Below are 25,966 nucleotides of genomic sequence, written 5' to 3' on the forward strand. Positions count from 1 at the left end.
GCAGGGGCGTCGCCAAGAGGCCCAAGGCACCAGGTTTTGATCCTGGCATTCGTAGGTTCGAATCCTACCGCCCCTGCCAGTTGTTGAGAATTGATGCAGATCCCTCTGCACGCGCCGTACCTGCAGATCCCTCTGCAATCGCCCGCGCATCTTATGCGGGAGTGAGGGAAAGCATGTGCGGATCCAAAAAAGCCTGGCTTGGCGCGCCGTTGTCCCGCTCCGCCATCGACCCGCACGCTCTTTGCCGCCGCCCGAGAGATCTCATGCAAGACCAACGTAATCTGCTGGTGTTCTCCGGCAATGCCAATAAACCGCTTGCCCAAAGCATCTGCAAAGAGCTGGGCGTGCGCATGGGCAAGGCGCTGGTCACGCGCTTCTCCGATGGCGAAGTGCAGGTCGAGATCGAAGAGAGCGTGCGCCGGCAGGAAGTGTTCGTCATCCAGCCGACCTGCGCGCCCAGCGCCGAGAACCTGATGGAACTGCTGGTGCTGATCGACGCGCTCAAGCGCGCCAGCGCCGCGTCCGTCACCGCGGTGATCCCGTATTTCGGCTATTCGCGCCAGGACCGCCGCATGCGCTCCTCGCGCGTGCCGATCACCGCCAAGGTCGCCGCCAAGATGATCTGTGCGATGGAGGCCGACCGGGTGTTGACGGTCGACCTGCATGCCGACCAGATCCAGGGCTTCTTCGATGTGCCGGTCGACAACGTGTACGCCTCGCCGCTGTTGCTGGCCGACATCTGGCGCGCCTACGGCACCGACAACCTGATCGTGGTCTCGCCGGACGTGGGCGGTGTGGTGCGCGCGCGCGCCGTCGCCAAGCGCCTGGACGATGCGGACCTGGCCATCATCGACAAGCGTCGCCCGCGTGCCAACGTCGCCACGGTGATGAACATCATCGGTGACGTGCAGGGCAAGACCTGCGTGCTGGTGGACGACCTGGTCGATACCGCCGGCACCCTGTGCGCGGCGGCTGCTGCACTCAAGCAGCGCGGTGCGCTCAAGGTCGTGGCCTACATCACCCACCCGGTGCTGTCTGGCCCGGCGGTGGACAACATCAACAATTCGCAGCTCGACGAGCTGGTGGTCACCGACACGATCCCGCTGAGCGCTGCGGCACGCACGTGCCCCAAGATTCGCCAGCTGAGCGTGGCCGAACTGCTGGCCGAGACCATCCGCCGCATCGCCTTCGGCGAGTCGGTCAGCTCGCTCTACGTCGACTGATAAGTTCTTCGGCATCCGGATGTCCGGGTGCCGCAATCCGTCTCTCCTGGTCGCGGGGGAGACGCTTCATCGCCGCGAGGCGGTATTCCAACTAGGTAGTGAAATCCAATGGCAAAGACTCATGAAATCAAGGTCGAGCGCCGCGCAGACGAGGGGAAGGGTGCGAGCCGCCGCCTGCGTCACGCTGGCGTCATTCCTGCCATCGTTTACGGTGGCGAACTCGAGCCGGTCAGCATCCAGCTCAACCACGAGCAGATCTGGCTTGCGCAGCAGAACGAGTGGTTCTACTCGTCGATCCTCGACCTGAACCTCAATGGCGACGTGCAGCAGGTGCTGCTGCGTGACATGCAGCGCCATCCGTTCAAGCAGCTGATCATGCACATCGACTTCCAGCGCGTCAGTGCCAACGAGAAGCTCAGCGCTTCGGTGCCGCTGCACTTCATCAACGAAGCAAGCTCGCCGGCTGGCAAGTCGAGCGAAGTGGTCGTGACCCATGAGCTCAACGAAGTCCAGGTGGTCTGCTTGCCGAAGGACCTGCCGGAGTTCATCGAGATCGATCTGAGCACGCTGGAAGTGGGCACCGTGATCCACTTGTCGGAAATCACCCTGCCGGCCGGCGTGGAGATTCCCGAGCTGAAGTTGGGCAAGGAACACGACGTGGCAGTGGTCATCGCCAAGCACGGTCAGGTGGAAGCCGACGACGTGGCTGACGAAGCCGCTGAAGGCGACGCCAAGTAATCGGCTGGCCGGCGCTGCGTTACTGCGCAGCACCGGCTCCGGTATACCGTATGTCTGCATTACGTCTGATTGTCGGGCTGGGCAATCCCGGTCCCGAACACGCGCAAACCCGGCACAACGCCGGGTTTCGTTTCGTCGATGCGCTCGCCGAGCGCACCGGCGCACGGTGGGGCCTGGACAGCAAGCTGTTTGGCGAAACCGCCAAGGCCGAGATCGCCGGCCACACGGTGTGGTTGCTCAAACCCGCCACCTTCATGAATCTCAGTGGCAAATCGATCACCGCTGCGCTGCGATTCTGGAAGATCGAGCCGGAGCAGCTACTGGTTGCGCATGACGAGCTGGACCTGGCGCCGGGCACGGCGCGGCTCAAGTTCGACGGCGGGCATGGCGGCCAGAATGGCCTGCGTGACACCATCCGTCTGCTCGGACATGGCAAGTTCCACCGGCTGCGGGTCGGCATCGGTCATCCTGGTCACAAGGACCGCGTGGTGCCCTGGGTGCTGGGGCGTGCCGGGCGCGACGACGACATGGCGATCGGCGAGGCAGTGGATGCGGCCATCGATGCGCTGCCGCTGGCACTGGACGGTAATTTCAACGAGGCGATGAAGCGGTTGCACACCCCAAAAAAATAGAGAATGGGGAATGGGGAATGGTAGGAGTGCTGCTCTGCCATTCCCCATTCCCGATTCTCCATTCACTGGACAACCCATGGGTATCAAATGCGGCATCGTCGGCCTGCCCAACGTCGGCAAGTCGACCCTGTTCAATGCCTTGACCAAGGCCGGCATCGCCGCGGCCAATTTTCCGTTCTGCACGATCGAGCCCAACGTGGGCGTGGTGCCGGTGCCGGATCCGCGTCTGAATGAGCTGGCCGAGATCGTCAAGCCGCAGAAGCTGATTCCGACCGCGGTCGAGTTCGTCGATATCGCCGGCCTGGTGGCAGGTGCGGCAAGCGGCGAAGGGCTGGGCAACAAGTTCCTGGCGCACATCCGCGAGGTCGATGCGATCACTCACGTGGTGCGTTGCTTCGAGCATGCCGACATCATCCACGTGAACAACAAGGTCGACCCGATCGCCGATATCGAAACCATCGATACCGAGTTGGCGCTGGCCGACCTGGATAGCGTGGAAAAAGCCCTGAATCGTGCCGAGCGCAGTGCCAAGGGTGGCGATAAGGAAGCGGCAGCACGCAAGCCGGTGCTGGCCAAGTTGCAGGCGGCACTTGCCGACGGCAAGGCAGGGCGCTCCGCTGGTCTGGACGAGGAGGAGAAGGCGCTGGTGCGCGATCTATTCCTGCTCACGCTCAAGCCGGTGATGTACATCTGCAACGTGCTCGAAGACGGGTTCGAGAACAATGCGCACCTGGATGCCGTGCGTGCGCATGCCGCCGCCGAAGGCGCCGAGGTCGTGCCGGTTTCCGCTGCGATCGAAGAAGAGTTGTCCCAGCTCGACGATGCCGACCGTGACACCTTCCTGGCCGATCTTGGTCTCGACGAGCCGGGCTTGAATCGCGTCATTCGCGCCGCCTACAAGTTGCTCGGGCTACAGACCTACTTCACCGCAGGCGTCAAGGAAGTGCGTGCCTGGACGGTCAAGGCCGGTTCCACCGCGCCGCAGGCGGCCGCGGTGATCCATACCGACTTCGAGAAGGGCTTCATTCGCGCCGAAACGATCGCCTTCGATGACTTCATCAAGTATCGCGGCGAATCCGGTGCGCGCGACGCGGGTCGGCTGCGTCTCGAAGGCAAGGAATATCGCGTCAAGGAAGGCGACGTGCTGCATTTCCGCTTCAACGTCTGAGCCGATGCGCGCGGCCCGCAGGGGCGTGCGCTATCTTCGGTGAAATTGTTCCAAATTTTTGTTGACACCGCATGCGTCCCACAACAAAATAACGGGCTGCTTCACCCCGAACCGATTTCGCCTTAACGCGCACCGGTCCGGTAGTAAAAGCTGGAGGGATACCCAAGCGGCCAACGGGGGCAGACTGTAAATCTGCTGGCTTACGCCTTCGGTGGTTCGAATCCACCTCCCTCCACCAGTTTCACGTTGTGGCATGCAGTTCCCGGCGCGGGAGTAGTTCAACGGTAGAACCTCAGCCTTCCAAGCTGATGGTGCGGGTTCGATTCCCGTCTCCCGCTCCATTGAACGCAAATGCATGGCATAATGCAAAACTCGCTCACGTAGCTCAGTCGGTAGAGCACCTCCTTGGTAAGGAGGAGGTCGAAGGTTCGATTCCTTTCGTGAGCACCATTACTCAATCGTCTTCAACTCCAAACGATTACCGAGAACTTGCAACCATGGCAAAAGCTAAATTCGAGCGCACCAAGCCGCACGTGAACGTCGGCACGATCGGTCACGTCGACCATGGTAAGACCACGTTGACCGCAGCGCTGACCAAGATCGGCGCCGAGCGTTTCGGTGGCGAGTTCAAGGCATACGACGCGATCGACGCGGCGCCGGAAGAGAAGGCGCGTGGTATCACGATCTCGACCGCGCACGTGGAATACGAGTCCCCGAACCGTCACTACGCGCACGTCGATTGCCCCGGCCACGCCGACTACGTCAAGAACATGATCACCGGTGCTGCGCAGATGGACGGCGCGATCCTGGTGTGTTCGGCCGCTGACGGCCCGATGCCGCAGACCCGTGAGCACATCCTGCTCTCGCGTCAGGTCGGTGTGCCGCACATCGTCGTGTTCCTGAACAAGGCCGACATGGTCGACGACGCCGAGCTGCTTGAGCTGGTCGAGATGGAAGTGCGTGAACTCCTGAGCAAGTACGAGTTCCCGGGCGACGACACCCCGATCATCCACGGTTCGGCCCGTCTGGCGCTGGAAGGCGATCAGAGCGAAATCGGCGTGCCGGCGATCCTGAAGCTGGTCGATGCGCTCGACTCGTTCATTCCTGAGCCGACCCGCGACGTCGATCGTCCGTTTCTGATGCCGGTCGAAGACGTGTTCTCGATCTCGGGCCGCGGCACCGTGGTGACCGGTCGTATCGAGCGCGGCATCATCAAGGTGGGCGACGAAATCGAAATCGTCGGTATCCGCGACACGCAGAAGACCACGGTCACCGGCGTGGAAATGTTCCGCAAGCTGCTGGACCAGGGCCAGGCAGGCGACAACGCCGGTCTGCTGCTGCGCGGCACCAAGCGTGACGATGTGGAGCGCGGCCAGGTGCTGTGCAAGCCGGGTTCGATCAAGCCGCACACCGAGTTCGAAGCCGAAGTCTACGTGCTGTCGAAGGACGAGGGCGGCCGTCACACCCCGTTCTTCAAGGGCTACCGTCCGCAGTTCTACTTCCGCACCACCGACATCACTGGCGCGTGCCAGCTGCCGGAAGGCGTGGAAATGGTGATGCCGGGCGACAACGTGAAGATGGTCGTGACCCTGATCAACCCGGTCGCGATGGACGAAGGTCTGCGCTTCGCAATCCGTGAAGGTGGCCGCACCGTCGGCGCCGGCGTGGTTGCCAAGATCGTCAAGTAAGTGCCTGTAATTCGGTGATTTCGGTCGCCGGGTTCATACGAATGGCGGGCCGGCTGAACCTCGGTCCGCCTTCGTTGTCTCAGGGTGTGCGGTAACGAGTACATACGCCAGTAGCTCAATTGGCAGAGCAGCGGTCTCCAAAACCGCAGGTTGGGGGTTCGAGTCCCTCCTGGCGTGCCACTCCTCTTTCCGGCCCAGCGATTCGGGTCAGATCGGTAACTAGAGCCGGATGAATAGCAAAATCGAGCCGTCCAAGAGCGCGTCGTCCGCTAGCGCTGATATTGTCAAATACGTCATCTCCGCGATCCTGGTGGTTGCGGGGTTGTTTGTGTGGTTCTGGTTTTCAACGCCGGAGCGTGCCACCCAATTTGGAGCCTGGACCCCGCAGTTGCGTGCCCTGGCTGTGATCGTGGGCTTGGTAGCCGGCGCATTTGTGTTTCTGGGAACCGGCAAGGGTCGGGAAACCCGCGAATTTATGTCCGAATCCAGGTTCGAGCTGCGCAAGGTGGTCTGGCCAACACGCCAGGAAGCCATCCGCACCACCTGGGTCGTTATTGTTGTTGTGATCATTCTGAGTTTGCTGTTGGGCGGCTTCGACTTTGTCATCCAGAAGCTCACGCAGTGGTTCCTGGCTCGTTGAGGAGAATCAAGCAGTGAAGCGTTGGTATGTCGTTCACGCCTATTCAGGCTTCGAAAAATCCGTTGCGCAGGCTCTGCGCGACCGCATCGCACGCACCGAAATGGAAGAGCGTTTCGGCGACGTGCTGGTGCCGACCGAAGAGGTTATCGAGATGCGCGCCGGGCAGAAGCGCCGTTCCGAGCGCAAGTTCTTCCCCGGCTACGTGCTGGTGCAGATCGAGACGCATGACGAGGCCGGTATTCCGCGCATCGATAACGAAAGCTGGCATCTGGTGAAGGAAACCCCGAAGGTCATGGGGTTCATCGGCGGCACCGCCGATCGTCCGTTGCCGATTCGCGATGAAGAAGCTGATGCGATCCTGCAGCGTGTGCAGGACGGTGTCGAAAAGCCGCGTCCGAAGGTGTTGTTCGAGCCTGGCCAGATGGTGCGTGTCACCGACGGCCCGTTCAACGACTTCAACGGCGTGGTGGAAGAAGTCAACTACGAGAAGAGCAGGCTGCGTGTCGCGGTGCTGATCTTCGGTCGCTCCACGCCGGTCGAGCTCGAGTTCGGCCAGGTCGAGAAGGGCTGACCCTGGCGGGTGCCTGCTAGGCACCCTTGCCAAGGGCTGCTATAGTACGCGGCTCGCTCACCTGGCGACCGCCGGGAACCAATGGCTGCCGTGCGGCGGCCATCTGCGCTTTGTCAAAACGCGAAGCCGGGACGCGTGATTCTCCCGGTCCGATGGGGAGCCTGTTGTTCAGGCGCTAGCACCCGGAGAGTATTGAAATGGCTAAGAAAGTAGTTGCTTTCATCAAGTTGCAGGTCAAGGCCGGACAGGCCAATCCTGCGCCGCCGGTCGGTCCTGCGCTGGGTCAGCGCGGTCTGAACATCATGGAGTTCTGCAAGGCGTTCAATGCGGCGACCTCCAAGCTGGAGCCGGGCCTGCCGACGCCGGTAATCATCACCGCGTACTCGGACCGTACCTTCACCTTCATCACCAAGAGCACCCCGGCCAGCGTGCTGCTCAAGAAGGCTGCCGGCGTGACCTCCGGGTCCAAGCGCCCGAACACCGACAAGGTGGGCAAGGTGACGCGTAAGCAGCTGGAAGAGATCGCCAAGGTCAAGGAAGCCGATCTCACGGCGGCCGAGCTGGAAGCGGCAGTGCGCACGATTGCGGGTTCTGCCCGCAGCATGGGTTTGACGGTGGAGGGCTAAGACATGGCACAGAGCAAGCGCGTGAAGGCCATTGCGGCCGCTGTCGTTCCGGGCAAGACCTATGCCTTCGAAGACGCAATCAAGATCCTGAAGACCTCCACCAAGGCCAAGTTCGTCGAGTCCATCGACGTCGCTGTGCGCCTGGGCGTGGACGCCAAGAAGTCCGACCAGCAGGTGCGCGGTTCCACCGTGTTGCCGGCCGGTACCGGCAAGAGCGTGCGTGTTGCAGTGTTCGCACCGGCTGGCGCCAAGGCTGACGAAGCCCTGGCTGCAGGCGCCGAAGCCGTGGGTATGGACGACCTGGCCGAGAAGATGCAGGCCGGCGATCTGAACTACGACGTGGTCATCGCGACCCCGGACGCCATGCGCGTCGTCGGTAAGCTCGGCACCCTGCTGGGTCCGCGCGGCCTGATGCCGAACCCGAAGGTCGGGACGGTTTCCCCGAACCCGGGTGAAGCGGTCAAGAACGCCAAGTCGGGTCAGGTGCGCTACCGCACCGACAAGGCCGGCATCATCCACTGCACCATCGGCAAGGCCAGCTTCGACGACGAAGCGCTGAAGTCGAATCTGCAGGCGCTGCTGCTGGACCTGGTCAAGGCCAAGCCGGCCACCTCCAAGGGTACCTATCTGCAGAAGGTGTCGGTCAGCTCGACCATGGGTCCCGGCGTGACCGTGGATCAGTCGAGCCTGTCGCTGAAGTAATGCAGTGCGTCAGGCGTGTCACACGCCTGACGTGGTGTTGCAGTAATGCATTGTTTTTCCGGCCCGGGTCACCGTGTGCTGGGAGTCCGTTCCCTCCTTTGGGGAAACGGACATTTTGAAGGCGATCGCCGGTACTGCCGGCGGTAGCCGTCAAAGACCGCAGGCGCGGTCAGCGCAGATCGACGACGGGCAGGGATGCTCGCACTGGCATGGAGTCGCCGTCGAGACAGCGGGATCGCTTGATTGGTTCGTCAGAGCCGGCCAGCGTAGATGGTGTCGCCCTTCTGGAGTTTTCTGGTTAACGCGCTTCTGGGGCAACCCGGATCGAGCCCACTCCAGGTCTAGAACGGCCACCAAAGGAACATCGGTCGATGTTCCCGGCTTCCAGGAAGGAGGCTGCCCTGGACCGCAACCGGCAGGAGCCGCGAGCGGAGTAGTTTGAAGCGGGGACGAGGGATTCGGTATTGGGGATTTGCAGGAGCTGCTTCATGGCTTTCGACGAATCACCAGTCACCAGTCACCAATCCCGGCTTTAACGGAGGAGTGCAATGGCTCTCAATCTGTCTCAGAAGCAAGAAGTAGTCGCCGAGCTGGCAGACATCGCCGCCAAGGCCCACTCCTTGATCGCCGCCGAATACGCTGGCATCACGGTCTCTCAGATGACCGCGATGCGTAAGCAGGCTCGCGAAACCGGCGTGTTCTTGAAAGTTGTCAAGAACACCCTGGCCGTGCGCGCCGTTGAAGGTACTGATTTCGCTGTCGCTGCTGACAAGCTGGTCGGTCCTTTGCTGTATGCGTTTTCGATGGAGGAGCCCGGCGCTGCCGGTCGCCTGATCAAGGAATTCGCCAAGGGCAACGACAAGTTGCAGGCCAAGGTCGTGTCCATCGGCGGGGAACTGTTCCCGGCCAGTCATGTGGACGTGTTGGCATCGCTGCCGACCCGCGACCAGGCTCTGGCCATGTTGGCCCGCGTGCTGTCCGAACCGGCTGCCATGTTCGCCCGTGCCGTCAAGGCCGTTGGCGACAAGCAGGGTGGTGGCGACGAAGCCGCCGCGCCGGTCGCCGAGACTGCCGAAGCTTGATGTCCTAGCGTTCGCTAGAACCCCAATCCAGAAAATCATTTAAAGGTAATCACAATGTCCCTTACCAACGAACAGATCGTCGACGCCATCGCCGAGAAGTCCCTGATGGAAGTGATGGAGCTGGTCAAGGCCATCGAAGAAAAGTTCGGCGTCTCCGCCGCCGCCCCGGTCGCAGCTGCTGCTGCCGGCCCGGCTGCCGTGGTCGAAGAGCAGACCGAGTTCACCGTGGTGCTGACCAGCCCCGGCGCCAACAAGGTTTCCGCGATTAAGGCTGTGCGTGGCGTGACCGGTCTTGGTCTGAAGGAAGCCAAGGATCTGACCGAAGCCGGCGGCATCCTGAAGGAAGGCGTCAGCAAGGATGAAGCTGAGAAGATCAAGAAGGAAATGACCGAAGCCGGCGCGACCGTCGAAGTCAAGTAAGCGGTATCTTGCATCGCCCGCGTTTCATGGTGATGCACTGAAGGCTGGGGGCGTAAAGCCCCCGGCCTTTGGCCGTTCCGGAGAGGTGTCATTTTCGGATGGCCAAATCCAACTCGCAGTCTCAAGGAGTTGGTAGTTGGAAGTAGCAGGAGAAGGCGTGCTGGTGCCGGCAATACCAGCGACTTCCAACTGACAACTTTTGTTATTTCAGGGCCGCCGCAACGCGGCCCCCGCAGCCCAGGGTGGAAGACCTCATGACGTCTTATTCGTTCACCGAAAAGAAGCGTATCCGCAAGGACTTCGGCAAGCAGCGCTCGATCCTCGAAGTGCCGTTCCTGCTTGCCATCCAGGTGGATTCCTACCGCGAATTCCTGCAGGAAGACGTGGAGCCCAACAAGCGCAAGGACCTCGGTCTGCACGCGGCTCTGAAGTCGGTGTTCCCGATTTCCAGTTACAGCGGCAACGCCGCGCTGGAATACGTTGGTTACAAGTTGGGCGAGCCCGTGTTTGACGAACGTGAATGCCGTCAGCGCGGTATGAGCTATGGCGCGCCGCTGCGCGTGACCGTGCGCCTGGTGATCTACGACCGCGAGTCGTCGACCAAGGCGATCAAGTACGTGAAGGAGCAGGAGGTCTATCTCGGCGAAATTCCGCTGATGACCGAAAACGGCACCTTCATCGTCAACGGTACCGAGCGCGTGATCGTCTCGCAGCTGCACCGTTCGCCGGGTGTGTTCTTCGACCACGACCGTGGCAAGACCCACAGCTCGGGCAAGCTGCTGTACAGCGCCCGCATCATTCCGTACCGCGGTTCCTGGCTGGACTTCGAGTTCGACCCGAAGGATGCGCTGTTCACCCGTATCGACCGTCGCCGCAAGCTGCCGGTCTCGATCCTGCTGCGCGCGCTTGGCTATAACAACGAAGAGATGTTGGCCGAGTTCTTCGAGATCAACACGTTCCACATCAACCCCGATGAAGGCGTGCAGCTGGAGCTGGTGCCTGAGCGTCTGCGTGGCGAAACGCTGAACTTCGACCTGGCCGATGGCGACAAGGTCATCGTGGAAGCCGGCAAGCGCATCACCGCGCGTCACGTCAAGCAGCTGGAAGCCGCCGGCGTTGCCGCGCTGGCCGTGCCGGACGACTACCTGGTCGGCCGCATCCTGTCGCACGACGTGGTCGATGGGTCGACCGGCGAGCTGCTGGCCAATGCCAACGACGAAATCAGCGAAGACCAGCTGGCTGCGTTCCGCAAGGCCGGCGTCGATGCCGTGGGCACCCTGTGGGTGAACGACCTGGATCGTGGCCCGTACCTGTCCAACACCTTGCGTATCGACCCGACCAAGACGCAGCTGGAAGCGCTGGTCGAGATCTACCGCATGATGCGTCCGGGCGAGCCGCCGACCAAGGAAGCCGCGCAGAACCTGTTCCACAACCTGTTCTTCACCTTCGAGCGCTATGACCTGTCCACGGTCGGCCGGATGAAGTTCAACCGTCGTGTCGGCCGCAAGGAAGTGCTGGGCGAGTCGGTGCTGTACGACAAGAAGTACTTTGCCGAGCGTAACGACGAAGAATCCAAGCGTCTGGTCGCCGAGCACGCCGACACCTCCGACATCCTGGAAGTGATCAAGGTGCTGACCGAGATCCGCAACGGTCGCGGCGTGGTCGATGACATCGATCACCTGGGCAACCGTCGCGTGCGTTCGGTCGGCGAAATGGCCGAGAACGTGTTCCGCGTCGGCCTGGTCCGCGTCGAGCGCGCGGTCAAGGAGCGTCTGTCGATGGCGGAGTCGGAAGGTCTGACTCCGCAGGAATTGATCAACGCCAAGCCGGTGGCTGCTGCGATCAAGGAGTTCTTCGGCTCCTCGCAGCTGTCGCAGTTCATGGACCAGAACAACCCGCTGTCGGAAGTGACGCACAAGCGTCGCGTGTCCGCACTGGGCCCGGGCGGTCTGACCCGCGAGCGCGCTGGCTTCGAAGTGCGCGACGTGCATCCGACCCATTACGGCCGCGTCTGCACCATCGAAACGCCGGAAGGCCCGAACATCGGCCTGATCAACTCGCTGGCCGTGTTCGCCCGCACCAACCAGTACGGCTTCCTTGAGACGCCGTACCGTAAGGTGCTGGACGGCAAGGTCTCCGACGACGTCGAGTACCTGTCGGCGATCGAGGAAAACGAGTACGTGATCGCGCAGGCGAATGCGCTGACCGACGCCAAGAACATGCTCACCGAGCAGTTCGTGCCGTGCCGGTTCCAGGGCGAGTCGCTGCTCAAGCCGCCGGCTGAAGTGCACTTCATGGACGTCTCGCCGATGCAGACCGTGTCGGTCGCCGCGGCGCTGGTGCCGTTCCTGGAACACGATGACGCGAACCGCGCACTGATGGGCGCCAACATGCAGCGCCAGGCCGTGCCGACCCTGCGTTCGCAGAAGCCGCTGGTGGGTACCGGTATCGAGCGTGCGGTTGCGCGCGACTCGGGCGTGACCGTGAATGCCCGCCGTGGTGGTGTGATCGAACAGATCGACGCCGCACGCATCGTGGTCAAGGTCAACGAGGCAGAAATTGGCGGCGGCACCGATGCCGGCGTGGATATCTATAACCTGATCAAGTACACCCGCTCCAACCAGAACACCTGCATCAACCAGCGTCCGCTGGTGAACGTGGGTGACGTGATTGCGCGCGGCGACGTGCTGGCCGACGGCCCGTCCACCGACATCGGTGAACTGGCACTGGGTCAGAACATGCTGATTGCCTTCATGCCCTGGAACGGCTACAACTTCGAAGACTCCATCCTGCTCTCCGAGCGCGTGGTGGAAGAGGATCGTTACACCACGATCCACATCGAAGAACTGACCTGCGTTGCGCGTGACACCAAGCTGGGGCCGGAGGAAATTTCCGCCGACATCCCGAACGTGTCCGAGCAGGCCTTGAACCGTCTGGACGAAAGCGGCGTGGTGTACATCGGTGCAGAAGTGCGCGCCGGCGACATCATGGTCGGCAAGGTCACGCCGAAGGGCGAGAGCCAGCTGACCCCGGAAGAAAAGCTGCTGCGTGCGATCTTCGGTGAGAAGGCCTCCGACGTGAAGGACAGCTCGCTGCGCGTGCCCCCGGGCATGGACGGCACCGTCATCGACGTGCAGGTCTTCACCCGCGACGGCATCGAGAAGGACAAGCGTGCGCGCCAGATCGAGGAATCCGAGATCAAGCGCGTCAAGAAGGACTTCGACGACCAGTTCCGCATCCTTGAAGCGGCCATCTACGCACGGTTGAGGTCCCAGATCGTGGGCAAGGTCGCCAATGGCGGTCCGAACCTGAAGAAGGGCGACAACGTCACCGACGCGTACCTGGACGGTCTGAAGAAGTCCGACTGGTTCCAGCTGCGCATGAAGGACGACGACGCAGCCGATGCGATCGAACGCGCGCAGAAGCAGATCCAGGCGCACGAGAAGGAATTCGAAGCACGCTTCGCCGACAAGCGCGGCAAGATCACCCAGGGCGACGACCTCGCACCGGGCGTGCTGAAGATGGTCAAGGTGTTCCTGGCGGTGAAGCGCCGCATCCAGCCGGGCGACAAGATGGCAGGCCGCCACGGCAACAAGGGTGTGGTCTCCAACGTCGTGCCTGTCGAGGATATGCCGTACATGGCCACCGGCGAGCCGGTCGACATCGTGCTGAACCCGCTGGGCGTGCCGTCGCGTATGAACATCGGCCAGATTCTGGAAGTGCATCTGGGCTGGGCAGCCAAGGGCCTGGGTCGCAAGATCCAGCGCATGCTGGAAGCCCAGGCCGCGGTCAGCGAGCTGCGCAAGTTCCTCGACGACATCTACAACCACGACAGCGCGATCAATGCCGAGCGCGTGGACCTGTCGCAGTTCAGCGATGAGGAATTGCTCAACCTGGGCAAGAACCTGATCGATGGCGTGCCGATGGCCACCCCGGTGTTCGACGGTGCCAGCGAAGCGGAAATCAAGCGCATGCTGGAATTGGCCGAACTACCGCAGAGCGGTCAGACCCAGCTGTACGACGGTCGTACCGGCGAAGCGTTCGATCGCAAGACCACGGTTGGCTACATGCATTACCTGAAGTTGAACCACTTGGTCGACGACAAGATGCATGCCCGCTCGACCGGCCCGTACTCGCTCGTTACCCAGCAGCCGCTGGGCGGCAAGGCGCAGTTTGGTGGTCAGCGCTTCGGTGAGATGGAAGTCTGGGCGCTGGAAGCCTACGGCGCGGCCTACACCCTGCAGGAAATGCTGACGGTGAAGTCCGACGACGTGCAGGGCCGCAACCAGATGTACAAGAACATCGTCGATGGTGAGCACGAGATGGTCGCGGGCATGCCGGAATCCTTCAACGTGTTGGTGAAGGAAATCCGCTCGCTGGCGATCAACATGGAACTGGAAGAGTGATCGGACAGGACCCGGGTGCCGCCACGCGGCGCCCGGTGTCCTCCCGCATGACCGCCTGTTTCATCTCAGATACGAAATTCCTCCGACCCGGAGATATCAAATGAAAGACCTGCTCAATCTCTTCAATCAGCAGCGCCAGACGCTGGATTTCGACGCGATCAAGATCGCGCTGGCATCGCCGGACCTGATTCGTTCGTGGTCCTACGGCGAAGTGAAGAAGCCCGAAACCATCAACTACCGGACCTTCAAGCCCGAGCGTGACGGCCTGTTCTGCGCCGCCATCTTCGGACCGATCAAGGACTACGAGTGCCTGTGCGGCAAGTACAAGCGCATGAAGCACCGTGGCGTGGTCTGCGAAAAGTGCGGCACCGAAGTCACCCTGGCCAAGGTGCGTCGCGAGCGCATGGGTCACATCGACCTGGCCTCGCCGGTCGCGCACATCTGGTTCCTCAAGTCGCTGCCGTCGCGCATCGGCCTGATGCTGGACATGACCCTGCGTGACATCGAGCGCGTGCTGTATTTCGAAGCCTATGTCGTCACCGAGCCGGGCCTGACCCCGCTCGAGCGCCGCCAGCTGCTGACCGAAGAGCAGTACCTGACCGCACGCCAGGAGTACAACGACGACTTCGACGCCGCCATGGGCGCCGAGGCCGTGTACGAGCTGCTGCGCACGATCGACCTGCAGTCGGAAATGACCCGTCTGCGCGAAGAAATCGCCAGCACCGGTTCGGAAACCAAGCTCAAGCGCCTCACCAAGCGCATCAAGCTGATCGAAGCCTTCCTGGAATCGGGTAACCGTCCGGAGTGGATGGTCATGACCGTGCTGCCCGTGCTGCCGCCGGACCTGCGTCCGCTGGTGCCGCTGGATGGCGGCCGCTTCGCGACCTCGGATCTGAACGATCTGTACCGCCGCGTGATCAACCGCAACAACCGTCTGCGCCGCCTGCTGGAGCTCAACGCTCCGGACATCATCGTGCGCAACGAAAAGCGCATGCTGCAGGAATCGGTGGATGCGCTGCTGGACAACGGCCGTCGCGGTCGTGCCATCACCGGCACCAACAAGCGTCCGCTGAAGTCGCTGGCCGACATGATCAAGGGCAAGCAGGGCCGGTTCCGTCAGAACCTGCTCGGCAAGCGCGTGGACTACTCCGGCCGTTCGGTCATCACCGTCGGTCCGTACCTCAAGCTGCACCAGTGCGGCCTGCCGAAGAAGATGGCGCTGGAGCTGTTCAAGCCGTTCGTGTTCGCCAAGCTGCAGCGTCGCGGCCTGGCGACCACCATCAAGGCCGCCAAGAAGCTGGTCGAGCGCGAAGAAGCCGAAGTCTGGGACATCCTGGAAGAGGTGATCCGCGAGCATCCGGTGCTGCTGAACCGTGCGCCGACCCTGCACCGTCTGGGCATCCAGGCGTTCGAGCCGGTGTTGATCGAAGGCAAGGCCATCCAGCTGCATCCGCTGGTCTGCACCGCGTTCAACGCCGACTTCGACGGTGACCAGATGGCCGTCCACGTGCCGCTCTCGCTGGAAGCCCAGCTGGAAGCGCGTGCGCTGATGATGTCCACCAACAACATCCTGTCGCCGGCCAACGGCGAGCCGATCATCGTGCCGTCGCAGGACGTGGTGTTGGGCCTGTACTACATGAGCCGCGCCCTGGAGAACAAGAAGGGCGAGGGCATGGTGTTTGCCAACACCAGCGAAGTGAAGCGCGCCTACGACAACCGCGTGGTGGAACTGCACGCCAAGGTCAAGGTCCGCATCACCCAGGTGGACGTCGACACCGTCGATGGCAAGCGCACCAGCGGCACCTCGATCGTGGATACCACAGTCGGCCGTGCGCTGCTGAGCGAAATCCTGCCCGAAGGCCTGCCGTTCCAGCTGGCCAACACCGAGATGACCAAGAAGAACATCTCGCGTCTGATCAACTCCAGCTACCGACTGCTGGGCTTGAAGGACACGGTCGTGTTCGCCGACAAGCTGATGTACACCGGCTATGCCTACGCAACCCGCGCAGGCGTGTCGATCGGCATCGACGACATGCTGATCCCGGACGAGAAGAAGGGCATCCTCACCGAGGCAGAAGCCGAAGTGCTGGAAATCCAGGAGCAGTACCAGTCCGGTCTGGTCACCGCCGGCGAGCGCTACAACAAGGTCGTGGACATCTGGTCGCGTACCAGCGAGCGCATCGCCAAGGCGATGATGGACACCATCGGTACCGAGAAGGTTGAAAATGCCAAGGGCGAAACCATCGACCAGAAGTCGATGAACTCGCTCTACATCATGGCCGACTCCGGTGCCCGTGGTAGCCAGGCGCAGATCCGTCAGCTGGCCGGTATGCGCGGCCTGATGGCGCGTCCGGACGGCTCGATCATCGAGACGCCCATCAAAGCGAACTTCCGCGAAGGCTTGAACGTGCAGGAGTACTTCAACTCCACCCACGGTGCCCGTAAGGGTCTAGCCGATACCGCGTTGAAGACGGCGAACTCGGGTTACCTGACCCGTCGTCTGGTCGACGTGGCGCAGGACGTGGTGATCACCGAAGTCGATTGCGGCACCACCGAAGGGTTGATCATGACCCCGATCGTGGAAGGCGGCGACGTCGTGGAGCCGTTGAAGGAGCGCGTGCTTGGCCGTGTCGTGGCCGAGGACGTGTACCTGCCGGGCAACGACGAAGAGCCGATCGTCACCCGCAACACGCTGCTCGACGAAGCCTGGGTTGCCAAGCTGGAAGACGCCAGCGTGCAGTCGGTGAAGGTGCGTTCGACCATCAGCTGCGAATCCTCGTTCGGCGTGTGCGCACGCTGCTACGGCCGCGATCTCGCACGTGGTCACCAGGTCAACATCGGCGAAGCGGTCGGCGTCATCGCCGCGCAGTCGATCGGTGAGCCGGGTACCCAGCTGACCATGCGTACGTTCCACATCGGTGGTGCGGCATCGCGTGCGGCTGCGGTGGACAACATCACCGTCAAGACCACCGGTTCGGTGAAGTTCAACAACCTCAAGTCGGTGGCGCATGCCAGCGGCGCACTGGTTGCGGTCTCGCGTTCGGGCGAACTGTCGGTGCTCGACGGCCATGGCCGTGAGCGTGAGCGTTACAAGCTGCCCTACGGTGCCACCATCACCGCCAAGGATGGTGATGCAGTCAAGGCCGGTCAGGCCGTGGCCAATTGGGATCCGCATAACCACCCGATCGTGTCGGAAGTGGCCGGTTTCATTCGCTTCATCGACTTCGTCGACGGCGTCACCGTCATCGAGAAGACCGACGAACTGACCGGTCTGGCGTCGCGCGAAATCACCGACCCGAAGCGTCGTGGTGCCCAGGCCAAGGAGCTGCGCCCGATCGTGCGCATCGTCGATGCCAAGGGCAATGATCTGACCATTCCGAACACGGATCTGCCGGCGCAGTACCTGCTGCCGCCGCGCTCGATCGTCAACCTGCAGGACGGCGCAGCCGTCGGCGTGGGCGACGTGGTGGCGAAGATCCCGCAGGAAGCGTCGAAGACCCGCGACATCACCGGTGGTCTGCCGCGCGTGGCCGATCTGTTCGAAGCACGCAAGCCGAAGGATCCTGCGATCCTGGCCGAGCGCTCGGGCATCATCAGCTTCGGTAAGGACACCAAGGGCAAGCAGCGTCTGATCATCAAGGACACCGATGGCAGCGAACATGAAGAGCTGATTCCCAAGTACCGCCAGATCATCGTGTTCGAAGGCGAGCACGTGACCAAGGGCGAGACCGTGGTGGACGGCGAGCCGAGCCCGCAGGACATCCTGCGTTTGCTGGGTGTCGAGCCGCTGGCCGCGTATCTGGTCAAGGAAATCCAGGACGTGTACCGCCTGCAGGGCGTGAAGATCAACGACAAGCACATCGAGGTGATCACTCGCCAGATGCTGCGTAAGGTCGAGATCACCGATCAGGGCAACAGCAAGTTCCTCAACGGCGAGCAGGTCGAGCGCCAGCGCGTCATCGAGGAAAATGCACGCCTGGTCACGCGCAACGAGTTGCCGGCCAAGTACGACCCGGTGCTGCTGGGTATCACCAAGGCCTCGCTGGCCACCGAGTCGTTCATCTCGGCGGCGTCGTTCCAGGAGACCACCCGCGTGTTGACCGAGGCTGCCGTCCGCGGCACCCGCGACAACCTGCGCGGTCTGAAGGAAAACGTCATCGTGGGTCGTCTGATTCCGGCCGGTACCGGTCTGGCGTATCACGCCGGTCGCCGCAAGGCATCGGGTCTGACCGACTCGGAAATGGAAACGCTGTCCGGCAAGCCGGCAGTGGCTGAACCGGTCGCGACCGTGGCCGACGCTGGTGCGGACGAGGAGTAAGCGCTCCGACGGCGGCCGCAAGGCCGCCGGTAGCCAAGCGAAAAGGAGGGCAGGAGGCCCCCGTTTTCCGGCCTTTGGATGGGCCAGCAGGGTTAGATTTCCGTGAAGTTGACGGAGTTTCGTCCTGCCAGCTATACTTCCCTGTCTCGGCGGGCCGTTATTCGGCCTGCCTTCGTTTTCATGTAAGGCCGTTTTTTGGCCTCCAATCAGAAGAATCGACTGATGGCAACGATTAATCAGCTGGTCCGCAAGCCTCGGCAGGCGACCACCTACAAGAGTGCCTCCCCGGCACTGGACAAGTGTCCGCAGCGCCGTGGCGTTTGCACACGCGTCTATACCACAACCCCGAAGAAGCCGAACTCGGCCCTTCGTAAGGTCGCCAAGGTGCGCCTGACGAACCAGGAAGAGGTCATCAGCTACATCGGTGGTGAAGGCCACAACCTGCAGGAGCACTCCGTGGTCCTGATTCGTGGTGGTCGCGTCAAGGATCTTCCCGGTGTGCGTTATCACACCGTCCGTGGTTCGCTGGACGCCGCCGGCGTCGCAAAGCGCCGTCAAGGTCGTTCCAAGTACGGCGCCAAGCGCCCGAAGAGCTAAGGAAATACACCAATGTCCCGTAAAGGTTCTACTCCGCAGCGCACCGTCCTGCCTGATCCAAAGCATGGCAGCGAAACCATTGCCCGCTTCATCAATATGGTGATGCAAAGTGGCAAGAAGTCGGTTGCTGAGAAAATTGTCTATGGCGCAATGGACGTCATTGGCGAAAAGAATCCGAATGCCGTCGAGCTGGTGCAGAAAGCACTGGACAACGTGGCCCCGGCTGTCGAAGTCAAATCGCGTCGCGTCGGTGGTGCTACCTATCAGGTGCCCGTCGAAGTGCGCTCCTCACGTCGCATGGCGCTGGCAATGCGCTGGTTGATCGATTCCGCGCGCAAGCGTGGCGAGAACACCATGCCGCGCAAGCTGGCTGCAGAACTGTTGGACGCCTCGGAAAGCCGTGGCGGCGCGATCAAGAAGCGCGAAGAGACTCACCGTATGGCGGAGGCGAACAAGGCGTTCGCACATTACCGCTGGTGACCTCGGGGGCCTTGGTAACGGGGCCCTTCAGCACCATATGAGTGCTGTTTGCGACGCGCAAAGCGTCGCATCCAATCCGAAGGCCGCCGAAAGGCGGCGTTCGGCCATCCGAAATCCAAGAAATTGAGAGGCTCCCCGTGGCCCGTACCACTCCCATCGAGCGTTACCGCAACTTCGGCATCATGGCGCACATCGACGCCGGCAAGACCACCACGTCCGAGCGCATCCTGTTCTACACCGGCGTAAGTCACAAGATCGGCGAAGTCCATGACGGCGCTGCAGTGATGGACTGGATGGAGCAGGAGCAGGAGCGTGGCATCACCATCACCTCCGCTGCGACTACCGCATTCTGGACGGGTATGGACAAGTCCATGCCGCAGCACCGCTTCAACATCATCGATACCCCCGGGCACGTCGACTTCACCATCGAAGTGGAGCGCTCCTTGCGCGTGCTCGACGGTGCGGTGTTCGTGCTGTGCGCCGTGGGTGGCGTGCAGCCGCAGTCCGAGACCGTGTGGCGTCAGGCCAACAAGTACTCGGTGCCGCGCATGGCCTTCGTCAACAAGATGGACCGTACCGGTGCCAACTTCGACAAGGTCGTCGAGCAGCTGAAGGCCCGTCTGGGCGCTTATGCTGTGCCGATGCAGGTGCCGATCGGCGCCGAAGACGGCTTTGAGGGCGTGGTTGATCTGCTCAAGATGAAGGCGATCCATTGGGACACCGCTTCGCAGGGCACCACTTTCGAATATCGCGACATTCCGGCCGATCTGGTCGATGTGGCGACCGAGGCACGTTCGTTCATGGTCGAAGCGGCTGCTGAAGCCAGTGAAGCCCTGATGGACAAGTACCTCAACGACGGCGACCTGAGCGAAGACGAGATCCTGTCGGGTCTGCGCGAGCGCACCCTGAAGGTCGAGATCGTGCCGGTGTTCTGTGGCTCGGCGTTCAAGAACAAGGGCGTGCAGGCCATGCTCGACGGCGTCGTGCACCTGCTGCCGTCGCCTGCCGATCGTCCGCCGGTGCAGGGCATCGACGAGAACGAGAAGGAAGACACCCGTGATGCGACGGACACCGCGCCGTTCTCGGCACTGGCGTTCAAGATCATGACCGACCCGTTCGTCGGTTCGCTGACGTTCTTCCGTGTCTACTCGGGCACCCTGAACTCCGGCGACCAGGTCTATAACCCGGTTAAGTCGAAGAAAGAGCGTGTGGGCCGCATCCTGCAGATGCACTCCAACAATCGCGAAGAGATCAAGGAAGTGCGTGCGGGCGACATCGCTGCGGCTGTGGGCCTGAAGGACGTCACCACCGGTGACACCCTGTGCGCGCAGGACAAGATCATCACCCTGGAGCGCATGGTGTTCCCGGAGCCGGTGATCTCGATGGCGGTGGAGCCGAAGACCAAGTCGGACCAGGAAAAGATGGGCATGGCCCTGGGCCGTCTGGCGCAGGAAGATCCCTCGTTCCGCGTTAAGACTGACGAAGAATCCGGCCAGACCATCATCTCGGGCATGGGCGAGTTGCACCTGGACATCATCGTCGACCGCATGCGTCGCGAGTTCAATGTCGAGGCCAACGTCGGCAAGCCGCAGGTGGCCTACCGCGAAACGATCCGCAAGTCCGACGTCAAGTCCGACTACAAGCACGCCAAGCAGTCCGGTGGTAAGGGTCAGTACGGTCACGTGGTGATCGAGCTGTCGCCGATGACCGAAGAAGATCGCAAGAACGATAGCGTCAAGGACGATTTCCTCTTCATCAACGACATCACCGGCGGCATCATCCCGAAGGAATTCATCCCCTCGGTTGAAAAGGGTCTGCGCGAGACGATCACCAGTGGTCCGATCGCCGGCTTCCCGGTGGTGGGCGTGAAGGTCAAGCTGGTGTTCGGCTCGTACCACGACGTCGACTCCTCGGAAATGGCGTTCAAGCTGGCCGCGTCGATGGCGTTCAAGCAGGGCTTCGCGAAAGCCAGCCCGGTGTTGCTGGAGCCGATCATGAAGGTCGAAATCGTCAGCCCGGAGGATTATCTGGGTGACGTGATGGGCGACGTGAGCCGCCGTCGTGGCGTGTTGCAGGGTCAGGACGACAGCCCGTCGGGCAAGATCATCAACGCGATGATTCCGCTGGGTGAAATGTTCGGCTACGCGACCTCGCTGCGCTCGATGAGCCAGGGTCGCGCGACGTTCTCGATGGAATTCGACCACTACGAAGAGGCACCGGCCAACATCGCCGACGCCGTCACCAAGAAGGGCTGAGTTCGCTCAGCCGCTTCACAAAATTTTCCAATTTAGAGGTAGTTAGTCATGGCAAAAGCTAAATTCGAGCGCACCAAGCCGCACGTGAACGTCGGCACGATCGGTCACGTCGACCATGGTAAGACCACGTTGACCGCAGCGCTGACCAAGATCGGCGCCGAGCGTTTCGGTGGCGAGTTCAAGGCATACGACGCGATCGACGCGGCGCCGGAAGAGAAGGCGCGTGGTATCACGATCTCGACCGCGCACGTGGAATACGAGTCCCCGAACCGTCACTACGCGCACGTCGATTGCCCCGGCCACGCCGACTACGTCAAGAACATGATCACCGGTGCTGCGCAGATGGACGGCGCGATCCTGGTGTGTTCGGCCGCTGACGGCCCGATGCCGCAGACCCGTGAGCACATCCTGCTCTCGCGTCAGGTCGGTGTGCCGCACATCGTCGTGTTCCTGAACAAGGCCGACATGGTCGACGACGCCGAGCTGCTTGAGCTGGTCGAGATGGAAGTGCGTGAACTCCTGAGCAAGTACGAGTTCCCGGGCGACGACACCCCGATCATCCACGGTTCGGCCCGTCTGGCGCTGGAAGGCGATCAGAGCGAAATCGGCGTGCCGGCGATCCTGAAGCTGGTCGATGCGCTCGACTCGTTCATTCCTGAGCCGACCCGCGACGTCGATCGTCCGTTCCTGATGCCGGTCGAAGACGTGTTCTCGATCTCGGGCCGCGGCACCGTGGTGACCGGTCGTATCGAGCGCGGCATCATCAAGGTGGGCGACGAAATCGAAATCGTCGGTATCCGCGACACGCAGAAGACCACGGTCACCGGCGTGGAAATGTTCCGCAAGCTGCTGGACCAGGGCCAGGCAGGCGACAACGCCGGTCTGCTGCTGCGCGGCACCAAGCGTGACGATGTGGAGCGCGGCCAGGTGCTGTGCAAGCCGGGTTCGATCAAGCCGCACACCGAGTTCGAAGCCGAAGTCTACGTGCTGTCGAAGGACGAGGGCGGCCGTCACACCCCGTTCTTCAAGGGCTACCGTCCGCAGTTCTACTTCCGCACCACCGACATCACTGGCGCGTGCCAGCTGCCGGAAGGCGTGGAAATGGTGATGCCGGGCGACAACGTGAAGATGGTCGTGACCCTGATCAACCCGGTCGCGATGGACGAAGGTCTGCGCTTCGCAATCCGTGAAGGTGGCCGCACCGTCGGCGCCGGCGTGGTTGCCAAGATCGTCAAGTAAGTGCCTGCACTCTGGTGACTCCGGTCGCCGGAAAGTAGAGAGAAGGGTCGGCGCAAGCCGGCCCTTTTTTATTGTCCAGTGAAGCGGGGGCGCGTTGCGGGAATTGATCCTGCAAGGCTTGCGCGGGCCAAATCACGTGGCTATAATGCGCGGCTCGGCGTTCCTGGGTAGGGCGCTGAGTTACAGCGAAAAGAACGGCAGGATGCCGCTCGTGTTCGCCAGACCGGGAAGGTCGCGTCGCATGGAGCACTCAGCAACTCACGTTGTTGACCGTGCTCTTGTTGCGCATTATACTTTTCCGTCTGGGCAGACCGGTTTACCGGTCTGCCCCAGTTTTTGGGCGGAGGAAGTGCCCTCGTCGGCAGGATGCACGGCGATTTCATCTACGCAGGAATATCGGGGCAGGTATCCCAGAGGCCTTGCCCGTCGCTCTTTTAACGAAGGAACCCACCGTCATGGCGGACCAAAAGATCCGGATTCGGCTGAAGGCGTTCGATCATCGTTTGATCGACCGTTCGGCCAGCGAGATCGTCGAAACGGCCAAGCGGACCGGCGCGCAAGTGCGTGGCCCGATCCCGTTGCCGACCAAGATCGAACGTTACACCATCCTCGTATCCCCGCATGCCGACAAGGATGCGCGTGACCAATACGAAACCCGCACGCACAAGCGTGTGCTCGATATCGTCGACCCGAACGACAAGACCGTGGACGCGCTGATGAAGCTCGAACTCGCGGCTGGCGTCGACGTCCAGATCAAGCTGACCTGAGGACTACGACCATGACGAAGAAATATTCGTTGGGCTTCGTGGGCCGCAAGGCTGGTATGAGCCGCGTCTTCACTGAAGACGGCCGCTCGGTACCGGTCACGCTGATCGAAGCAACTCCGAACCGCATCGCGCAGATCAAGACCGTCGAAGTTGACGGCTACAGCGCCGTGCAGATTACCGTTGGTGCCCGTCGCGCCGCGCTGGTTAACAAGCCGGCTGCTGGTCACTTCGCCAAGGCGAAGGTGGAAGCGGGTCGCGGCCTGTGGGAATTCCGCGTTGAAGATGCGCAGCTCGGCGATTTCGCCGTCGGCGGCGAAATCAAGGCGGACATCTTTGAGGTCGGCCAGAAGGTCGACGTCCAGGGCGTCACCAAGGGTAAGGGTTTCCAGGGCACCATCAAGCGCTACAACTTCCGTATGGGCGATGCAACTCACGGTAACTCGCTGTCGCATCGCGCGCCGGGTTCGTTGGGTCAGCGCCAGACCCCGGGTCGCGTTTTTCCGGGTAAGAAGATGTCGGGCCACATGGGCGCCGTGCAGCAAAGCACGCAGAACCTGGAAGTGGTCAAGGTCGACGTCGAACGTGGTCTGATTGCTATCCGCGGCGCCGTGCCTGGCGCAGCTGGTGGTGACGTGATCGTCCGTCCGGCGAGCAAGGCATAAGGAGAGATGACGATGGAACTCGTTATCACGGGTAGCAACAACAAGGTCTCGGTCTCCGATGCCGTGTTCGGTCGCGAATTCAGCGAGGATCTGGTTCACCAGGTTGTCGTCGCTTATCGCAATGCCGGCCGCGCCGGCACCAAGGCACAGAAGACGCGTTCGGAAGTTGCGGGCACGACCAAGAAGTCGAAGAAGCAGAAGGGCGGCGGTGCGCGTCATGGCGCGCTGACGGCTCCGATCTTCGTCGGCGGCGGCGTGACCTTTGCGGCCAAGCCGCGCAGCTTCGAGCAGAAGGTCAACCGCAAGATGTACCGTGCGGCCATCTGCGCGATCTTCTCCGAGCTGAACCGTCAGGGTCGTCTGATGATCGTCGACTCGTTCGACATCGAAGCAACCAAGACCAAGGGTCTGATCGAGAAGCTGAAGGGGATGGATGTGGGCAAGCGCCCGCTGATCGTCACCGAAGAAGCCTCCGAGCACCTGTATCTGTCCGCCCGCAATCTGCCGTATGTGCAGGTGCGTGATGTGCAGGGTCTGGATCCGGTCGCTCTGGTCGGGGCCGACACGGTCGTGATCACCGCTGACGCGGTCAAGAAGGTCGAGGAGTGGCTGGCATGAGCAGCAACGAAAAAATCTTCAGCGTGCTGCGTGCTCCGCGAGTCTCCGAAAAGACCGCGCGCCTGCAGGAAATCTCCAACCAGTATGTCTTCGAAGTTTCGAACGAAGCCACCAAAGCCGATGTAAAGGCCGCGGTTGAGCAACTGTTCGACGTCAAGGTCAAAGCGGTCAACGTGGTCAATGTGAAGGGTAAGAGCAAGTCCTTCCGTAACCGTGCTGGCAGCCGTGGCAATTGGCGCAAGGCATACGTCCGCCTGGTTGATGGTCAGTCCATCGACGTAACGGCCAAGGCCTGAGGTCCAACCCATGCCATTGATGAAGTTCAAACCCACCTCTCCCGGCCGTCGTTCCGCCGTGCGCGTGGTTACTCCCGATCTGCACAAGGGCGCGCCGCATGCGGCACTGCTCGACTCGCAGAGCAAGTCCGGTGGTCGTAACCACCATGGCCGTATCACCGTGCGTCACGTCGGTGGTGGCCACAAGCAGCATTACCGCATCATCGACTTCAAGCGCAACAAGGAAGGCATTCCGGCGCGTGTGGAGCGGATTGAATACGATCCGAACCGTACCGCTCATATCGCCCTGCTGTGCTACGTCGACGGCGAGCGCCGCTACATCATCGCCCCCAAGGGTCTGAAGGCGGGTGACCAGGTCATCGCTGGTGCTAACGCACCGATCAAGACCGGTAACACGCTGCCGCTGCGCAACATCCCGGTCGGTACGACGGTCCACGGTATCGAGCTGAAGCCGGGTAAGGGCGCTCAGATCGCACGTGCAGCCGGTGCAGCCGTCCAGCTCGTCGCTCGCGAAGGCATCTACGCCACGCTGCGTCTGCGCTCGGGCGAAATGCGCAAGGTGCCGGTCGAGTGCCGCGCCACCATCGGCGAAGTCGGTAACGACGAGCACAACCTCGAGAAGCTGGGCAAGGCCGGCGCCAAGCGTTGGCGCGGTGTTCGCCCGACCGTTCGCGGTGCGGCCATGAACCCGGTCGATCACCCGCACGGTGGTGGTGAGGCCAAGGCTGGCCAGGGTAATCCGCATCCGGTCACCCCGTGGGGTGTTCCGACCAAGGGTTACAAGACGCGCAAGAACAAGCGCACCCAGCAATTCATCGTCCGCGATCGTAGGGGCTAA

22 protein-coding genes and 5 tRNA genes are annotated in these 25,966 nt (G+C 62.0%); all 27 read left to right on the forward strand.

Features of this window, described 5'->3' with window-relative positions; translation table 11 throughout:
- Nucleotides 1–2 precede the first annotated feature (2 nt).
- The 27 genes from ACCQ01_RS04995 to rplB all read left to right on the forward strand — a co-directional run bounded on the left by ACCQ01_RS04995 (nucleotide 3) and on the right by rplB (nucleotide 25,966).
- Nucleotides 3–79: transfer RNA gene (locus ACCQ01_RS04995), tRNA-Gln, on the forward strand.
- A gap of 184 nt (nucleotides 80–263) precedes the next feature.
- Nucleotides 264–1,223 (forward strand): ribose-phosphate diphosphokinase, encoded by a 960-nt coding sequence (locus tag ACCQ01_RS05000; RefSeq protein WP_011269977.1) that lies wholly within the window; start codon nucleotides 264–266, stop codon nucleotides 1,221–1,223.
- A 108-nt stretch (nucleotides 1,224–1,331) separates the two neighbouring features.
- The gene (locus ACCQ01_RS05005; RefSeq protein WP_076039473.1) at nucleotides 1,332–1,961 is read left to right on the forward strand and encodes a 50S ribosomal protein L25/general stress protein Ctc; all 630 of its coding nucleotides are present in this window, start codon (nucleotides 1,332–1,334) and stop codon (nucleotides 1,959–1,961) included.
- 50 nt (nucleotides 1,962–2,011) lie between these two features.
- Nucleotides 2,012–2,593, forward strand: coding sequence for an aminoacyl-tRNA hydrolase (gene pth / locus ACCQ01_RS05010; RefSeq protein WP_011036110.1), 582 nt, complete (start codon nucleotides 2,012–2,014; stop codon nucleotides 2,591–2,593).
- Nucleotides 2,594–2,669: 76 nt separating this feature from the next.
- Nucleotides 2,670–3,761, forward strand: a complete 1,092-nt coding sequence (gene ychF / locus ACCQ01_RS05015; protein ID WP_076036316.1) for a redox-regulated ATPase YchF — start codon at nucleotides 2,670–2,672, stop codon at nucleotides 3,759–3,761.
- 152 nt (nucleotides 3,762–3,913) lie between these two features.
- Nucleotides 3,914–3,999: transfer RNA gene (locus ACCQ01_RS05020), tRNA-Tyr, on the forward strand.
- Between the two features lie 29 nt (nucleotides 4,000–4,028).
- A tRNA-Gly gene (locus ACCQ01_RS05025) sits at nucleotides 4,029–4,102 on the forward strand.
- Between the two features lie 33 nt (nucleotides 4,103–4,135).
- Nucleotides 4,136–4,211, forward strand: a tRNA-Thr gene (locus ACCQ01_RS05030).
- Nucleotides 4,212–4,258: 47 nt separating this feature from the next.
- Entirely contained in the window at nucleotides 4,259–5,449 is a 1,191-nt protein-coding gene (tuf, locus tag ACCQ01_RS05035) for an elongation factor Tu (protein WP_014506811.1), read from the forward strand.
- Nucleotides 5,450–5,553: 104 nt separating this feature from the next.
- Nucleotides 5,554–5,629: transfer RNA gene (locus tag ACCQ01_RS05040), tRNA-Trp, on the forward strand.
- Nucleotides 5,630–5,678: 49 nt separating this feature from the next.
- Nucleotides 5,679–6,089: a preprotein translocase subunit SecE gene (gene secE, locus ACCQ01_RS05045; protein ID WP_014506812.1), complete on the forward strand. Its 411-nt coding sequence runs from the start codon at nucleotides 5,679–5,681 to the stop codon at nucleotides 6,087–6,089.
- A gap of 13 nt (nucleotides 6,090–6,102) precedes the next feature.
- Nucleotides 6,103–6,660, forward strand: coding sequence for a transcription termination/antitermination protein NusG (gene nusG, locus ACCQ01_RS05050; RefSeq protein ID WP_011036113.1), 558 nt, complete (start codon nucleotides 6,103–6,105; stop codon nucleotides 6,658–6,660).
- 197 nt (nucleotides 6,661–6,857) lie between these two features.
- A complete protein-coding gene (rplK, locus tag ACCQ01_RS05055; RefSeq protein ID WP_042596291.1) occupies nucleotides 6,858–7,286 on the forward strand; it encodes a 50S ribosomal protein L11 in 429 nt (142 codons plus the stop codon).
- Between the two features lie 3 nt (nucleotides 7,287–7,289).
- On the forward strand, nucleotides 7,290–7,988 hold the full coding sequence (gene rplA, locus ACCQ01_RS05060; protein WP_011036115.1) for a 50S ribosomal protein L1: 699 nt from the start codon (nucleotides 7,290–7,292) through the stop codon (nucleotides 7,986–7,988).
- Between the two features lie 548 nt (nucleotides 7,989–8,536).
- Nucleotides 8,537–9,070, forward strand: a complete 534-nt coding sequence (rplJ, locus tag ACCQ01_RS05065; protein ID WP_075286113.1) for a 50S ribosomal protein L10 — start codon at nucleotides 8,537–8,539, stop codon at nucleotides 9,068–9,070.
- A 54-nt stretch (nucleotides 9,071–9,124) separates the two neighbouring features.
- Entirely contained in the window at nucleotides 9,125–9,490 is a 366-nt protein-coding gene (gene rplL / locus ACCQ01_RS05070; protein ID WP_228423891.1) for a 50S ribosomal protein L7/L12, read from the forward strand.
- A 254-nt stretch (nucleotides 9,491–9,744) separates the two neighbouring features.
- Nucleotides 9,745–13,896 carry a DNA-directed RNA polymerase subunit beta gene (gene rpoB / locus ACCQ01_RS05075; RefSeq protein ID WP_228431618.1) on the forward strand — a complete coding sequence of 1,384 codons (4,152 nt, stop codon included), beginning with the start codon at nucleotides 9,745–9,747 and terminating at the stop codon, nucleotides 13,894–13,896.
- A gap of 100 nt (nucleotides 13,897–13,996) precedes the next feature.
- A complete protein-coding gene (rpoC, locus tag ACCQ01_RS05080; RefSeq protein ID WP_014506817.1) occupies nucleotides 13,997–18,214 on the forward strand; it encodes a DNA-directed RNA polymerase subunit beta' in 4,218 nt (1,405 codons plus the stop codon).
- A gap of 222 nt (nucleotides 18,215–18,436) precedes the next feature.
- Nucleotides 18,437–18,811: a 30S ribosomal protein S12 gene (gene rpsL, locus ACCQ01_RS05085; protein WP_003469157.1), complete on the forward strand. Its 375-nt coding sequence runs from the start codon at nucleotides 18,437–18,439 to the stop codon at nucleotides 18,809–18,811.
- Nucleotides 18,812–18,823: 12 nt separating this feature from the next.
- Entirely contained in the window at nucleotides 18,824–19,291 is a 468-nt protein-coding gene (gene rpsG, locus ACCQ01_RS05090; protein WP_005993356.1) for a 30S ribosomal protein S7, read from the forward strand.
- 137 nt (nucleotides 19,292–19,428) lie between these two features.
- Nucleotides 19,429–21,546 carry an elongation factor G gene (gene fusA, locus ACCQ01_RS05095; protein WP_011036120.1) on the forward strand — a complete coding sequence of 706 codons (2,118 nt, stop codon included), beginning with the start codon at nucleotides 19,429–19,431 and terminating at the stop codon, nucleotides 21,544–21,546.
- 48 nt (nucleotides 21,547–21,594) lie between these two features.
- Nucleotides 21,595–22,785, forward strand: coding sequence for an elongation factor Tu (gene tuf / locus ACCQ01_RS05100; RefSeq protein WP_014506811.1), 1,191 nt, complete (start codon nucleotides 21,595–21,597; stop codon nucleotides 22,783–22,785).
- 455 nt (nucleotides 22,786–23,240) lie between these two features.
- Entirely contained in the window at nucleotides 23,241–23,552 is a 312-nt protein-coding gene (gene rpsJ, locus ACCQ01_RS05105; protein ID WP_011036122.1) for a 30S ribosomal protein S10, read from the forward strand.
- 11 nt (nucleotides 23,553–23,563) lie between these two features.
- Nucleotides 23,564–24,214, forward strand: coding sequence for a 50S ribosomal protein L3 (gene rplC / locus ACCQ01_RS05110; protein ID WP_011036123.1), 651 nt, complete (start codon nucleotides 23,564–23,566; stop codon nucleotides 24,212–24,214).
- Between the two features lie 12 nt (nucleotides 24,215–24,226).
- On the forward strand, nucleotides 24,227–24,832 hold the full coding sequence (gene rplD, locus ACCQ01_RS05115; protein ID WP_011036124.1) for a 50S ribosomal protein L4: 606 nt from the start codon (nucleotides 24,227–24,229) through the stop codon (nucleotides 24,830–24,832).
- Entirely contained in the window at nucleotides 24,829–25,128 is a 300-nt protein-coding gene (gene rplW, locus ACCQ01_RS05120; protein WP_002811694.1) for a 50S ribosomal protein L23, read from the forward strand. The genes rplD and rplW overlap by 4 nt, the downstream gene beginning before the upstream one ends.
- A 10-nt stretch (nucleotides 25,129–25,138) precedes the next feature.
- Nucleotides 25,139–25,966, forward strand: coding sequence for a 50S ribosomal protein L2 (gene rplB / locus ACCQ01_RS05125; protein WP_003486715.1), 828 nt, complete (start codon nucleotides 25,139–25,141; stop codon nucleotides 25,964–25,966).

The sequence above is a fragment of the Xanthomonas sp. NCPPB 4037 genome, from assembly GCF_041475695.2.
Taxonomy (GTDB): domain Bacteria; phylum Pseudomonadota; class Gammaproteobacteria; order Xanthomonadales; family Xanthomonadaceae; genus Xanthomonas; species Xanthomonas campestris.